Origin of the sequence: Amycolatopsis viridis (genome assembly GCF_011758765.1) — a bacterium.
GTDB classification, from domain to species: domain Bacteria; phylum Actinomycetota; class Actinomycetes; order Mycobacteriales; family Pseudonocardiaceae; genus Amycolatopsis_E; species Amycolatopsis_E viridis.
The window spans coordinates 3,621,424-3,634,994 of record NZ_JAANOU010000001.1; the positions used below are offsets into that span (position 1 = coordinate 3,621,424).

At 71.4% G+C, this 13,571-nt stretch carries 13 protein-coding genes; 1 reads left to right on the forward strand and 12 read right to left on the reverse strand.

Translation table 11 applies throughout. The annotated features are described in order from the left end of the window. Positions 1-326: 326 nt before the first annotated feature. The 12 genes from tyrS to FHX46_RS18040 all read right to left on the reverse strand — a co-directional run bounded on the left by tyrS (position 327) and on the right by FHX46_RS18040 (position 12,723). Positions 327-1,601: a tyrosine--tRNA ligase gene (gene tyrS, locus FHX46_RS17985; RefSeq protein ID WP_167116272.1), complete on the reverse strand. Its 1,275-nt coding sequence runs from the start codon at positions 1,599-1,601 to the stop codon at positions 327-329. 30 nt (positions 1,602-1,631) lie between these two features. Then, positions 1,632-2,255: a DNA-3-methyladenine glycosylase gene (locus FHX46_RS17990; protein ID WP_167116275.1), complete on the reverse strand. Its 624-nt coding sequence runs from the start codon at positions 2,253-2,255 to the stop codon at positions 1,632-1,634. After that, complete coding sequence (locus tag FHX46_RS17995) at positions 2,252-2,863, reverse strand: VOC family protein (protein WP_313886174.1); 612 nt, start codon at positions 2,861-2,863, stop codon at positions 2,252-2,254. The genes FHX46_RS17990 and FHX46_RS17995 overlap by 4 nt, the downstream gene beginning before the upstream one ends. Then, positions 2,860-4,278 carry an argininosuccinate lyase gene (gene argH / locus FHX46_RS18000; protein ID WP_167116281.1) on the reverse strand — a complete coding sequence of 473 codons (1,419 nt, stop codon included), beginning with the start codon at positions 4,276-4,278 and terminating at the stop codon, positions 2,860-2,862. Before argH ends, FHX46_RS17995 begins: the two co-directional genes overlap by 4 nt. A gap of 9 nt (positions 4,279-4,287) precedes the next feature. Then, a complete protein-coding gene (locus FHX46_RS18005; protein WP_167097080.1) occupies positions 4,288-4,803 on the reverse strand; it encodes an arginine repressor in 516 nt (171 codons plus the stop codon). Further along, positions 4,800-5,735 (reverse strand): ornithine carbamoyltransferase, encoded by a 936-nt coding sequence (gene argF, locus FHX46_RS18010; protein WP_167116284.1) that lies wholly within the window; start codon positions 5,733-5,735, stop codon positions 4,800-4,802. The genes FHX46_RS18005 and argF overlap by 4 nt, the downstream gene beginning before the upstream one ends. A gap of 7 nt (positions 5,736-5,742) precedes the next feature. Further along, positions 5,743-6,942 (reverse strand): acetylornithine transaminase, encoded by a 1,200-nt coding sequence (locus FHX46_RS18015; protein ID WP_167116287.1) that lies wholly within the window; start codon positions 6,940-6,942, stop codon positions 5,743-5,745. Continuing rightward, positions 6,942-7,856: an acetylglutamate kinase gene (gene argB / locus FHX46_RS18020; protein WP_167097086.1), complete on the reverse strand. Its 915-nt coding sequence runs from the start codon at positions 7,854-7,856 to the stop codon at positions 6,942-6,944. The genes FHX46_RS18015 and argB overlap by 1 nt, the downstream gene beginning before the upstream one ends. Continuing rightward, positions 7,853-9,010 (reverse strand): bifunctional glutamate N-acetyltransferase/amino-acid acetyltransferase ArgJ, encoded by a 1,158-nt coding sequence (gene argJ / locus FHX46_RS18025; RefSeq protein WP_167116290.1) that lies wholly within the window; start codon positions 9,008-9,010, stop codon positions 7,853-7,855. Before argJ ends, argB begins: the two co-directional genes overlap by 4 nt. Continuing rightward, positions 9,007-10,035 (reverse strand): N-acetyl-gamma-glutamyl-phosphate reductase, encoded by a 1,029-nt coding sequence (gene argC, locus FHX46_RS18030; protein WP_167116293.1) that lies wholly within the window; start codon positions 10,033-10,035, stop codon positions 9,007-9,009. The genes argJ and argC overlap by 4 nt, the downstream gene beginning before the upstream one ends. A 408-nt stretch (positions 10,036-10,443) precedes the next feature. Continuing rightward, positions 10,444-10,944: a helix-turn-helix domain containing protein gene (locus FHX46_RS18035; protein WP_167116295.1), complete on the reverse strand. Its 501-nt coding sequence runs from the start codon at positions 10,942-10,944 to the stop codon at positions 10,444-10,446. Between the two features lie 201 nt (positions 10,945-11,145). Beyond that, positions 11,146-12,723, reverse strand: a complete 1,578-nt coding sequence (locus FHX46_RS18040) for an alpha/beta hydrolase (RefSeq protein ID WP_167116298.1) — start codon at positions 12,721-12,723, stop codon at positions 11,146-11,148. Between the two features lie 121 nt (positions 12,724-12,844). Between FHX46_RS18040 and FHX46_RS18045 the strand changes: the two genes are divergently transcribed. After that, positions 12,845-13,537: a DNA alkylation repair protein gene (locus FHX46_RS18045; protein ID WP_167116301.1), complete on the forward strand. Its 693-nt coding sequence runs from the start codon at positions 12,845-12,847 to the stop codon at positions 13,535-13,537. Positions 13,538-13,571 lie beyond the last annotated feature (34 nt).

Consider the following 13,571-nt stretch of genomic DNA (forward strand, 5'->3'; position numbering starts at 1 on the left):
TCAAAGGAACCCACAAAGGGTTCTAGCTAATCAAACTGGCTTTAGCTCATCAATACACTGTTGAGTTCTCAAACAACACGTCTTGTTGTGTCACCCGACCAAACCCGAAGCACAAAGCCCTACGACTTCGAACTCACTATGGTTTCGTCCAGCGGCGGCCACCCACTCTACCACCCAAGGTGGGAGCTTGGTTCGTGACCCCCCGCCCGGTACCCCGTACTCCTCGGCCTTTCGGCTCCGGCCCGGTCTCCCTGGCGACGAAGAGAAGATTACATGGTCGGAAACCCCCCTCGAACAGGGGGGTCCCTTAACCGCGTTTGCGCTGGTCAGGCCAGCAATTTGACGCCAGCGACGTGCCGCTTGCCGCGGCGCACCACGAGCCACGTCCCGTGCAGGGCGTCCGTCCGCTCCGGCCGCCACTCGTCGTCGGCGATCTTCGCGTTGTTCGCGTACGCACCGCCCTCCTTCACCGTCCGCCGGGCTGCGCCCTTGCTGTCGACGAGGCCGGTGGCGACGAGCAGGTCCACGATCGTGGGTTCGTCCGCCAGGCGCACCTCGCCGGTGGGCACCTCGCTCATCACCGAGTCAAGAGTGCTCGCGTCCAGCTCGGTCAGCTCGCCCCGGCCGAACAGGGCCTGGCTGGCGTTGATCACCTGGTGCGTCTGCTCCGCGCCGTGCACCAGGGTGGTCAGCTCCTCGGCCAGCCGGCGCTGGCCGGCACGCAGGTGCGGCTTCTCCTCGGTGAGGTGCGCGATCTCGTCGATCTCCTCCCGCGGGATGAACGTGAGCATGCGCAGGTAGGGCACGACCTCGGCGTCCGCGACGTTCACGAAGTACTGGAACCACGCATACGGCGAGGTCATCTCCGGGTCGAGCCAGAGGTTGCCGCCACCGGTGGACTTGCCGAACTTGCGGCCCTCGGAGTCGGTCACCAGCGGCGTGGTCAGCGCGTGCACGCTCGTTCCCTCGACCTTGCGGATGTAGTCCACCCCGCCGAGGATGTTGCCCCACTGGTCGGAACCGCCGATCTGCAGCTTCGTCCCGTACTGCCGGTGCAGCTGCAGGTAGTCGTAGGACTGCAGGAGCAGGTAGCTGAACTCGGTGTAGGAGATGCCGTCGGTGGCCAGGCGCCGCTTCACCGTTTCGCGCGCCAGCATGACGTTGACCGAGAAGTGCTTGCCGACGTCGCGCAGGAAGTCGAGCGCGGAGACACCCCGGAACCAGTTCAGGTTGTTCTCGACGACCGCCCCGGTCGGCGAATCATCGAAGGCCACGAACTTCTCGAGCTGGACCCGGATCTTCTCCAGCCGGGCCGCGGTGACCTCGGGGTCGACCAGCGACCGCTCCCCGACGTCCCGCGGGTCGCCGATCTGGCCGGTGGCCCCGCCGCCCAGCACGATCGGCCGGTGCCCGGCGCGCTGGAACCGGGCCAGCGTCAGCAGCTGGACGAGGTGCCCGGCGTGCAGGCTGTCCGCGGTCGGGTCGAAACCGCCGTAGAGGGTGAGCGGACCGGCGTCCAGATCCTTCCGCAGCGCATCGAGGTCGGTGGACTGCGCGATCAGTCCGCGCCAGGACAGTTCGTCGAGGATGTGTTCGCTCACGTCTCGATACTCTCCTACGAGGTCAACGAGTTATTTAGCGGGTCGGACCCGCCCGCCCCGGCGGTAGGCCGACACCGCGGGCGAGTCGGAGATCCAGAACCGCCACGGGGTCTCCATCGCCGCCGCCACCCCCACCCGGGGACCGGAGGAGATGCGGCCGTCAGGGATTTCCTCCCCCGTCAGCAGGCGCACCGGCGAGGCCGGATCCAGGAGATCGGCGCCGTTGTGCTGCGGGCCGATGCCCAGAGCCGAGGTCAACCGCGCCGGGCCGCGACCCAGTTCGACGTCCTTGCGTGCGGCCTTGCGCCGGGAGCGCGCCAGGTCCGTGCCCTCGATGACCTCGGCAGCGCGCAGCAGGACCGCGCCCGCTTCGCCGTCCTCCCGCCCCACCACGTTGGCGCAGAAGTGCATGCCGTAGACGAAGTACACGTACAGGTGACCCGCCGGCCCCCACATCACCGTGTTGCGCGCGGTGCGACCGCGGTAGCAGTGCGACGCCGGGTCGTCCTCGCCGCGGTAGGCCTCGACCTCGACCAGCCGCGCGCGGACGGTGCCCTCGGGCCCCGTGCCTTCCAGGACCGATCCGAGCAGCACGCGGGCCAGGTCGACCGGGTCGATGGCGAGTTCCTCGCGTTTGAACAGGCGGCCGGTCACCGGAGCACGACCACCCCGGACGGCGTGCGGAGCACGGCCTCCAGCCCCGGCGCCGGACCGGTGACGACGGTCAGCTCCGCGTCCAGCGTGGCGAGCGGGCCGGCCACCAGACCCGGATCCGGGTGGGTCCCGGTCAGCGACTCCAGCGTGGTGCCGCCGGGCAGGCGGCCGGACGGATGCGGCGAGTCCTGCCAGTCGATGAGGAACGGCACCACTCCCCCGCCGGCTACCGGAAAGGCCAGCGACCAGCGCAACAGCACGCCGTCCGGCCGCCGGCGGGACATCGGCACCGCGTCACCGAACAGCTGACCGGCCGCGCGCGACCGCTCCAGCGCCGCGGGCAGGTCCGGCACGCGGACCGCCCAGGTGACCAGGCGCGGACCGGTCAGGTCGTCGATGCCGAACCAGCGCGGGCCCTCCGGCGCCTCCTGCTCCGGGTCGGGGCCGATGACCTCGAGGTACGCGCCGTCGCCGAGGCCCGCCAGGTGGTTGCGAGTGCCACGGCCCGGATGCGGCCCGCCGGGCACCAGGCCGATTCCGCGCTCACGCAGATCCGCCACCGTCCCGGTGAGATCCGGTGTCGCGTAGACCAGGTGGTCGAGGCTCACGCTATCCACTTCCGGTGGTCGGCAACCCGCGCGACCAGCCGGTCGAGCTGCTCGGCCACCCGCGCCGGAGCAGTGCCCCCGCGCGCGTCGCGGGAGGCGACCGAACCCTCGACGGTCAGCACGTCACGCACCCGCGGAGTGAGCGCCGGGCTGATCTTCGCCAGCTCCTCGTCGGTGAGCTCGTCGAGCCCGACACCCCGCGCCTCGGCAACCCGCACGCACTCCCCCGCCGCTTCGTGCGCGAGGCGGAAGGGCACGCCCTGCCGGACCAGCCACTCGGCGATGTCGGTGGCGAGGGTGAAACCGGCCGGCGCCAGCTCCGCCAGTCGGCCGGTGTGGAAGGTCAGGGTGCCGATCATGCCCGCGATGGCCGGGAACAGCAGCTCCAGCTGCTCGACCGAGTCGAAGACCGGTTCCTTGTCCTCCTGCAGGTCCCGGTTGTAGGCCAGTGGCATGCCCTTGAGCGTGGCCAGCAGACCGGTCAGGTTGCCGATCAGCCGTCCGGACTTGCCCCGCGTCAGCTCGGCGACGTCCGGGTTCTTCTTCTGCGGCATGATCGAACTACCGGTCGCCCACGCGTCGTCCAGCGTCACGTAGCCGAACTCGGCGGTGTTCCAGATGATGACCTCCTCCGCGATCCGGGAGAGGTGCACACCCAGCATGGCCAGCACGAACGCGAACTCCGCCGCGAAATCGCGGGAGGCGGTGCCGTCGATCGAGTTCTCCACGCTCGCGGCGAAGCCCAGCTCGGCGGCCACCGCCTCCGGATCGAGCCCCAGCGAGGACCCGGCGAGCGCACCCGACCCGTAGGGCGACTCGGCGGTGCGGGCGTCCCAGTCCCGCAGGCGGCTCACGTCGCGCAGCAACGACTGCCCGTGCGCCAGCAGGTGGTGCGCCAGCAGAACCGGCTGGGCGTGCTGGAGATGGGTGCGGCCCGGCAAGATCGCATCCGGGTGCCGGCGCGCCTGCGCGACCAGCGCGTCGACCACGTCCAGGGTGCCGGCCGCGACGCGCTTGCCGGCGTCGCGCAGCCACATCCGGAACAGGGTGGCGACCTGGTCGTTGCGCGAGCGGCCGGCGCGCAGCTTCCCGCCCAGCTCCGGCCCCGCCCGGTCGATCAGGCCGCGTTCGAGCGCGGTGTGCACGTCCTCGTCCGCGACGGTCGGGGTGAAGGCCCCGGACTGCACATCCGCGGCGAGCTCGTCGAGAGCCGCGAGCATCCCGGCGAGTTCCTCCCCGGTCAGGAGACCGGCCTGGTGCAGCACGCGGGCGTGCGCGCGGGAACCGGCGATGTCGTAGGGCGCCAGCCGCCAGTCGAAGTGGGTCGACGCGCTCAGCGCCGCCATCGCCTCGGCCGGCCCGCTGCTGAAGCGCCCGCCCCAGAGCGCAATCCCCGGTTGGCCGTTGTCTGCCATGTGTTCGTCTCAGCCTTCGCTCTGCTCGTGGTGTTCGGAGTCCAAAGTAGAGGAGCGCTGTGCCAGGGCGGCGAACCGGTCGGCCAGATCCCGCCCGGTGAGCGGTTCGCGCGCGATCACCGCCACCGTGTCGTCCCCGGCGATCGAGCCGACCACCTCCTCCAGTGCAGCCCGGTCGATCGCGCTGGCCAGGAACTGCGCCGCACCCGGCGGCGTGCGCAGCACCGTCAGGTTGCCCGAGGAATCGACCGACACCATCAGCTCGGCCAGCAACCGGGACAGGCGGGATGTGCCGCCCTGCACTCCGCGCACGGGACTGCCGTCCTCCGGGATCACGTACACCGGCGCGCCGGAGTCCGCCCCGCGCAGTTTGACCGCACCGAGCTCGTCGAGGTCCCGCGACAGCGTGGCCTGCGTGACCTCGACCCCCTCGGCCGCCAGCAGCTTCGCCAGCTCGGTCTGGCTGCGGATGGCCATCGACGAGACCAGCTCGACGATGCGGGCCTGCCGGGCGGCGCGGTTCATCGTCGCGCGTCCCCCTGCTGCAGGAGCCACACGAGAAGCGCCTTCTGCGCGTGCAGGCGGTTCTCGGCCTCGTCCCACACCGCACTCGACGGGCCGTCGAGCACCTCGTCGGTGATTTCCCAGCCGCGGTGCGCGGGCAGGCAGTGCAGCACGATCGCGTCGTCGGCCGCCTCGGCCAGCAGCGATGCGTTGACCTGGAGCTTCCGGAACGGCGTGACACGATCCATGCCGTCGTTCTCCTGGCCCATGGAGGTCCAGGTGTCGGTGACGAGAACGTCCGCCCCCTCGACGGCGGCGTTCGGGTCGGTGAACAGGCCGACACCGCCACCGGTCTCCGCCGCGCGTTTCTTGGCGTCGGTCACCACGTCCGCGTCCGGCTGGAAGCCCTCGGGGGCCACGACCCGGACGTGCAGGCCCGCGGTGACACCGCCGAGCAGCAGCGAGTGGGCCATGTTGTTGGCGCCGTCGCCGAGGTAGGTGAGGGTCAGCCCGGCGAGGGTGCCCTTGCGCTCGCGGATCGTCTGCAGGTCCGCCAGCACCTGGCACGGGTGGAACTCGTCAGTCAGCGCGTTGACCACCGGGACCGTCGCGGCCGAGGCCATCGCGACGATGCGCTGCTGGGCGAAGGTGCGCCAGACCACCGCGTCCACGTACCGGGAGAGCACCCGGGCCGTGTCCTCGATCGTCTCCTCGCGGCCCAGCTGCATCGACCGGCCGTCCACGATGATCGGATGACCACCCAGCTGGGCGATGCCGACCTCGAACGACAACCGGGTGCGTGTGGAGTTCTTCTCGAACAGGACGGCCACCGACTTGGGGCCGGCCAGTGACCGGTTGCCCAGCGGGTCCTTCTTCAGCTCGGCGGCCAGGTCGAGCACGGCCAGCTGTTCGTCCGGGGTCAGGTCGTCGTCACGCAGGAAGTGGCGGGGCATCGGGCAGTCAGTCCTTCGGGGTGGTGGTGTCGAGTGCGCCGGGCAGTGCGGCGAGGAAGCCTTCGGCCTGGTCCTGGCTCAGGATCAGGGGCGGCGCCAGCCGGATCGTGTCCGGGGCGACCGGGTTGACCAGGTAGCCCGCGGCCTGCGCGGCCTGGGCGACGGCCGGGGAGACCGGCTCGCTGAGCATGATGCCGATCAGCAGACCAGCCCCGCGCACGCCCTTCACCAGCGGGTGGCCCAGCTCCTCCACGCCGGCGGCGAGGTCCTTGCCCACGCGGGAGACGTGGTCGATCAGGCCGTCCCGGGAGATGGCCCGCAGCACCGCGAGGCCCGCGGCGCAGGACACCGGGTTGCCGCCGAAGGTGGTGCCGTGCTGGCCGGGTTTGAACAGATCACCGGCCGCACCGACGCCGATCACGGCGCCCAGCGGCAGGCCGCCGCCGAGGCCTTTGGCGAGGGTGATGACGTCCGGGATGACCCCGGCCCGCTGGAAGGCGAACCAGGCACCGGTGCGGCCGATGCCGGTCTGCACCTCGTCGAGCACCAGCAGGGTGCCGGTCGCCTTGGTGATCTCCCGGGCGGCCTGCAGGTAGCCGTCGGGCGCGGGAACGACACCGGCTTCGCCGAGGATCGGCTCGAGGAACACCGCGGCGGTGTCGGTGTCGACAGCAGCGCGCAGGGCGTCGGCGTCACCGAACGGGACGTGCACCACGCCCGGCACCAGCGGCTCGAACGGCTGCTTCTTGCCGGGCTGACCGGTCAGCGACAGCGAGCCCATCGTGCGCCCGTGGAAGGCGCCCTCGCAGGCGACAACCTTGGTACGACCCGTGAGCCTGCTGATCTTCAGCGCCGCCTCGTTGGCTTCCGCACCGGAGTTGACGAACAGGACCTTCGCCTGCCCGGCCAGGCCGGCGACGTCCAGCAGCGCCTCGGCCAGCTCGACCGTGACCGGGTTGACGTAGAGGTTGGAGGTGTGGCCCAGCTTGGTGATCTGCTCGGTCACCGCCCGCACGACGTCGGGGTGCGCATGCCCCAACGCGTTGACCGCGATGCCACCGACCAGGTCGACGTACTCGGTGCCGTCGGCGTCCCAGACGCGGGCGCCGTCGCCCCGCACCAGGGTGAGGCCGGGGGTGCCGTAGTTGTCCATCAGCGCGGACTGCCAGTGCCGCCGGCCGTCCACATTGGAGGTGAGCGCGTCCATCAGGACTCCTGTTCCGGGAGGACCATGGTGCCGATCCCGCGGGAGGTGAAGACCTCGAGCAGGACCGAGTGGGCGATGCGGCCGTCGATGACGTGGGCGGTGCGTGCGCCACCGCGCACCGCACGCACGCAGGCCTCCATCTTCGGGATCATGCCGCTGGCCAGCGTGGGCAGCAGCTCCTCGAGCCGGTCGACGCGGATCCGGTCGATCAGCGACGAGCGGTCCGGCCAGTTCGCGTAGAGGCCCTCGACATCGGTGAGCACCACGAGCTTCTCCGCGTCGAGCGCGGCGGCGAGCGCGCCGGCCGCGGTGTCCGCGTTGACGTTGTGCACCACGCCGTCCGCATCCGGGGCCACCGTGGACACCACCGGGATGCGGCCCGCGTTGACGATGTCCAGCACCGCGTCCGGGTTGACCGAGGCGACCTCGCCGACCAGGCCCACGTCGACGGACTCGCCGTCGACGGTGGCGTGTTTGCGCTCGGCGGTGAACAGCTGCGCGTCCTCACCGGAAATGCCGACCGCGTACGGGCCGTGCGCGTTGATCAAGCCGACCAGCTCGCGGCTGACCTGGCCGACCAGGACCATCCGGACGATGTCCATCGTCTCCGGAGTGGTGACCCGCAGGCCGCCCTTGAACTCGCCGACGAGCCCGACTCGTTCCAGCATCGCGGTGATCTGCGGGCCGCCGCCGTGCACGACGACCGGGCGCAGACCGGCCAGCCGCAGGAACACCATGTCCTGCGCGAACGCGCGCTTGAGTTCGTCGTCGATCATCGCGTTGCCGCCGTACTTGACGACCACGGTGGCGCCGTGGAAGCGCTGCAGCCAGGGCAGAGCCTCGATCAGCACGCCGGCCTTCTCCGCCGCGGTGGACATCCGATCGTCGGCCGCGACCAGTTCGGGAGGAGTCATGAGGAGTAGGCGCTGTTCTCTTCGACGTAGGCGTGCGACAGGTCGGTGGTGAAGATCGTGGCCTCGCTCGAGCCGATGCCGAGATCGATGACGATCTCGACCGCCCGGCCGGACAGGTCGGCCGCGGAGCGGTCGGCCGCGGTGGTTCCGCCCGCGAACAGGGTGACGCCGTTGATCGTGATCGACAGCGTCCCCGGGTCGATCTCCGCCTGGGCGCGCCCGACGGCCATCGCGATGCGGCCCCAGTTCGGATCCGAGCCGAACAGCGCGGTCTTGACCAGGTTGTCCTCGGCTACGGTGCGGCCGACGTTGATCGCGTCCTGCTCACTGGCCGCTCCGCGGACCACCACGTCGACCTCCTTCGTGACGCCCTCGGAGTCGGCCCGCAACTGCTGGACGAGGTCCATGCAGGCCGCGGTGAGCACGTCGGTGAATTCGTCCAGGCCGGGGGTGATGCCGCTGGCGCCCGAGGCGAGCACGAGGACCGTGTCGTTGGTGGAGGTGCCACCGTCCACGTCGAGCCGGTCGAAGGTGACGCGCGTGGCGGCGCGCAGGGCCGCGTCGAGCGCGTCCGGGTCCACGGCCGCGTCCGTGGTCAGGACGGACAGCATCGTCGCGAGGTTGGGGGCCAGCATGCCCGCGCCCTTGGCGAAACCGCCGACGCTCCAGCCGCCGCCGGACTGCAGCGTCTGCTTCGGTTTCGTGTCGGTCGTCATCACGGCGCTGGCGGCGGCGAGCGCGGACTCCGCCGTGGTGTCCAGCCCCTTGACTGCCGCGTCCACTCCGGCCAGCACGGCCGGCATGGGCAGCCGCTCCCCGATCAGACCGGTCGAGCACACCGCCACGTCGATCGCGCCGACCTCGAGCAGCTCGGCGACCTTCTCGGCGGTGGCGTGCGTGTCCTGGAACCCACCGGGACCGGTGGCCGCGTTCGCGCCGCCGGAGTTGAGCACGACCGCGCGCAACCGCTTGTGCCGCAACACCTCCTGGGACCACAGCACCGGCGCGGCCTTGACCACGTTGCGGGTGAAGACGCCCGCGGCCGCCTGGTCCGGCCCGTCGTTGACGACCAGCGCGAGGTCCAGGGCGCCGGAGGCCTTGATCCCGGCGGCCACGCCTGCGGCGCGGAACCCCTTCGGTCCGGTCACGGTCACGGTGCGACTCCTACTGTCGGAAGGCCGGTGGTCTCCGGGAGACCGAGTGCGATGTTCATGGACTGGATGGCACCGCCCGCGGTGCCCTTGGTCAGGTTGTCGATCGCGGCCACGACGACCAGCCGCCCGGCGTCGGCGTCCACCGCGACCTGGAGCTGCACGTTGTTCGAGCCCAGCGTCGCCGCCGTGACCGGCCAGCTGCCCTCGGGCAGCACCTGCACGAACGGCTCGGCCTGATAGGCCTTCTCGTACACCGCGCGGACCGCCGCTGTGTCGGTCTCCCCGGCCAGCGGCGCGCTCGCCGTCGTCAGGATCCCGCGTGGCATCGGCGCGAGGACCGGCGTGAACGACACGGTCACCGGAACCCCGGCCACCGCACCCAGGTTCTGCGCCAGCTCCGGCGTGTGCCGGTGCGCACCGCCGACACCGTAGGCGCTCGCCGACCCCATCACCTCGGACCCCAGCAAGTGCGGCTTGAGACTCTTGCCCGCGCCCGAGGTACCGGTTACCGCGGTGATCGTCACCTCGGGCCGCACCAGCCCGGCGGCGAGCGCCGGTGCCAGCGCCAGCGTCCCCCCGGTCGGGAAGCAGCCCGGCACCGCGATGCGTTTGGTGCCGGCGAGCTGCTCGCGCGCACCCGGGAGTTCCGGCAGGCCGTAGGGCCAGGTCCCGGCGTGGTCACCGCCGTACCAGCGCGCCCAGTCGGCCGCGCTGACCAGCCGGTGGTCGGCACCCAGGTCGACGACCAGCACATCCGGCCCGAGCTGGGCCGCGATCTCCGCCGAACGACCGTGCGGCAGTGCGAGGAAGACCACGTCGTGGCCGCCCAGCGTCTCGGCGCTGGTCTCCTCCAGGATGCGCCCGGCCAGCGGGACCAGGTGGGGCTGATGCTGACCCAGCGGGGTGCCGGCGCTGCTCGCCGCCGTCACCGCACCGATTTCGACCTCCGGGTGTGCCAGCAGCAGGCGGAGAGCTTCCCCGCCCGCGTACCCGCTCGCCCCGGCCACCGCGACCTTCACCGTCATACGAATGATTATGCATTGCCGCGAAAGATCAATCAAACTAGATGGTGTGGAGTCACAGTGCCGGAAGCGAGCGAGCATCAGCTGCCACCAGCACCCACGACCGGCGGTCCGCCGGGCGGCCGCAGCGCATGCCGGTGGTGCGCCCGACCTGGCGAGCGGCTCAGGCACGGAGCACCGAGCTGCCCCGCACACCGCACTCACGGAGCACGGGACCGACGGCAGCCTGCTCGTCCGCCGTCGACCGCACAGCGTGCCGTCCACATGCCGCCGGGTCCTCGCTCGGCTGTCAGCGGTGCCCCCGACCGCCCGTGGGGCTGTCGGACGGCCGTGAACCGGGCGGAGGTGCGGCCGCGAGGGAGTAACCCGCGGCGGGCGGGTGACGGAGACGCCGGGGAGTCCGCCTGCCGGTCAGGCCGCATCGCCGCTCCCCGGCGCCGTGGCCCGCATGCTGGGTGGATCGGGCAGGTACTCGCCGCGGCGTTCCGGGTCACAGCCCACCCGGGGCAGACGGGCGCGGATCCCGCCGGGGCTGCGCTCGAGCTCGCGGGCGATGTCGGCGACGCTCTCCCCCGCGATCCACCTGCGCTCGAGTTCCGCGTCGAGCTCCGCGGACCACGGGCGGCCCTGGCCGGCGGGACGGTCACGGACTCTCCGGCCACCGGGATCGACGAGGGCCGCGTGGTGTCGCAGGGTCTCCGACAACACCGTGCCGACGGTGCCGGCCGCGCCCGCGGTCACCTCGATCTGCCCATCGGCGACCGGTTCGCCGTCGGCTCCGGCAGCGCCGATCCGGATCAGCAGCCGGCCGTCGTGCCGGTCCCGGTGGCCGTCCGGCAGGGCCACGACCTCGATGGAAATGGTGGTGTTGCCGGCGCGGAGCGTGCTCCGGTGCTCTTCGATGATGTTCATGCCCGGCACGCTAGCGACGGCCTCCGACAATTTCGGTCACGTGCCGTCGCCGGGCCATCGCGCACCGAAATTGTCGGACCCCCGGCCTAACGTGGTCCGCCTCACCACCGACCACTGGGGGCAGACATGGGGAGAGGGCAGGACCGCCGCGGCACGGACATCCACACCGCGCGGCCCCGAGCATCCGGCCGGAAGGTGCCGCTATCGCACCACGGCCCGCAGCACGTCGCGCAACACGGCGGGCTGACCGGCCCTGGCACGATCCGCACGGGCGCCGGCCGCGCCGCCGGGCACCGGCTCCGGCAGCGGATCGCACAGGGCGTCCGGGCCGTCGCCCTTCTGACGCGGCGGCAGCGCACCGGTGGCGAGGTAGTCGGCGATCCGGTCGTCGACGCAGGCGTCACCGGACAGCGAGCCGGCGTGCGTGGTGCCGCCCGGCTCCCCGATCAGGCTCGAGCGCGGGAAGCGGCGGCGCACCTCCAGGTTGCCGGTGAACGGCGTGGCTGCGTCGAACTCCTCGCCGATGAGCAGGGCGCCCGCAACGCGACGACCGTCCACGTCCACCGCCTTGCCCGCGGGCACCGGCCAGGTGCGGCACGGCGCGTTGTACCAGGCGTTGCCCCAGGTCTCGAACCGCGCCTTCGCGTAGGTGATCCAGTTGTCCACCTTCCAGGTGGTCCAGCTCCGCGGCCACGGCGCATCGGTGCACTGGACAGCGTTGTAGACGGCGAACCCGTTGTCGTCCCCGGGCGAGCTCGTCCGGTCGTAGCGGGTCTTGAGCGTCTGCCAGTCGCGCTGGTGCACCCAGCCCGCGAAAGCCTTCGCCAGATCTTCCCAGGTGGACTGGTAGTAGCCGGCCTGCAGGAAGATGTCGGTCCACTCGTCCGGCCCGATCACGCCTCCGGCCGGCTCCTCGGACAGCTCACGCTGCTGGGCGTACCACAGGTCCTCGACCGCCTCGGCCGTCGTGCCCAGGTGATAGGCATCGTCGTGGCGGGCGAGCCAGTCGAAGTAAACCTTGATGTTGCGGTCGAAGGCGACGTCCTGGTCCAGATTTGCCTGGTAGAAGACCTTTCGCGGATCGACGTTGCTGTCCAGCACCATCCGTCGCACCCGCTCGGGATACCGGGTCGCGTACACCTGGCCGAGGTAGGTGCCGTAGGAGAACCCGTAGTAGTTGATCTGCTCGGCGCCCAGCGCCTGCCGCAAGCTGTCCAGGTCCCGCGCGACATCCGTGGTGCGCATGTGCTCGAGCAGCGGTCCGTTCTTCGCGCAGGCCGTGGCGTAGTCCCGGGAGGTGCCCAGCCAGGACTGTTCCAGCTGCGGGGTGGCCGGCACGTACGCGGGACGGTTGTAGCCGAAGTGCCCGGGATCGCAGGACAGCGCCGGCCGGCTCGACCCGACGCCCCGCGGGTCGAACCCGACCCAGTCGTAGGAGTTCCCGGCTCCCTTCGGCACGGCCCGGCCGAGCGCCGAGAGCTCCAGCCCGGAACCGCCTGGTCCGCCGGGGTTGACGAGCATGACGCCCTGGTAGTCGCTGTTCGTGTGCCGCACGCGCGAGACCGCGAGCGAGATCTTCGCGCCGGCCGGATCCTGGTAGTCCAGCGGCACGGCGAGGAAACCGCATTCCGCGCGGGCACGGGCCAGACCGTCCGACTCGCACGGTCCCCACTGGATCGGCGCGGGCACGAACTCCGGCGGTGCGGCGGCGGCAGGCGTGGCCACCAGGCAGCTCGCCAGCACACCGGCCGCGAGGATCCCGGGCACGAGCTTGCTCACAGTGCACCCTCTCGTCGACTGAGCGGTCAGAATCTCACCACAAGATCGCGGATTCCGGTCCGGTCCGCCAGCCGACGCGCGGCGGTGCCCTGGATCCCACCCGTCCGGAAAGGGAGGTCGGATGAACGAAGTGGACGAACTGGTCCAGGCGGCGCGCGCGGGACTGGCTCACCTCGCCGATCCGGTGAAGGCGCCGGCGATGCGGCGGTACATGAAGTCCGAGATGGACTTCCGTGGCGTGCCCAAACCGGAGCGGTCGAGGCTGGCCCGGCGGGTGTTCGGCGAACATCCCCTGCCGGACCGGGAGTCCTTCGTGGCCGCGGTGCGGGAGCTGTGGCGGGACGCGGCGTTCCGGGAAGAGCGATACCTGGCGATCGACCTCACCGGGCACCGGGCCTACGCCCGCTGGCAGGACCACACGCTGATCCCGTTGTACGAGGAGATGATCGTCAGCGGGGCGTGGTGGGACTACGTCGACGAGATCGCCATCCGGCGGGTGGGTCCGCTCCTGCGCACCGACCGGGAGCGCGTGACACCGGTGGTGCGGCGCTGGGCGCGGGACGCGGACAGATGGCGGCGCCGGACCGCCGTGATCTGCCAGGTGGGCGCCCGGGACAACACCGACACCGGCCTGCTGACCTCGGTGATCGAGGCCAACGAGGGGGACGGCGACTTCTTCCTGCGCAAGGGGATCGGCTGGGCGCTGCGCGACTACGCCCGCACAGCGCCGGACTGGGTGCGCGCGTTCGTCGAGACGCATCCCGCACTGTCGCCGTTGTCAGTGCGGGAGGCGCTCAAACACCTCGGGAGCTGACCACCGGACCCTCCGTGTCTCCTCGACCGCGGAC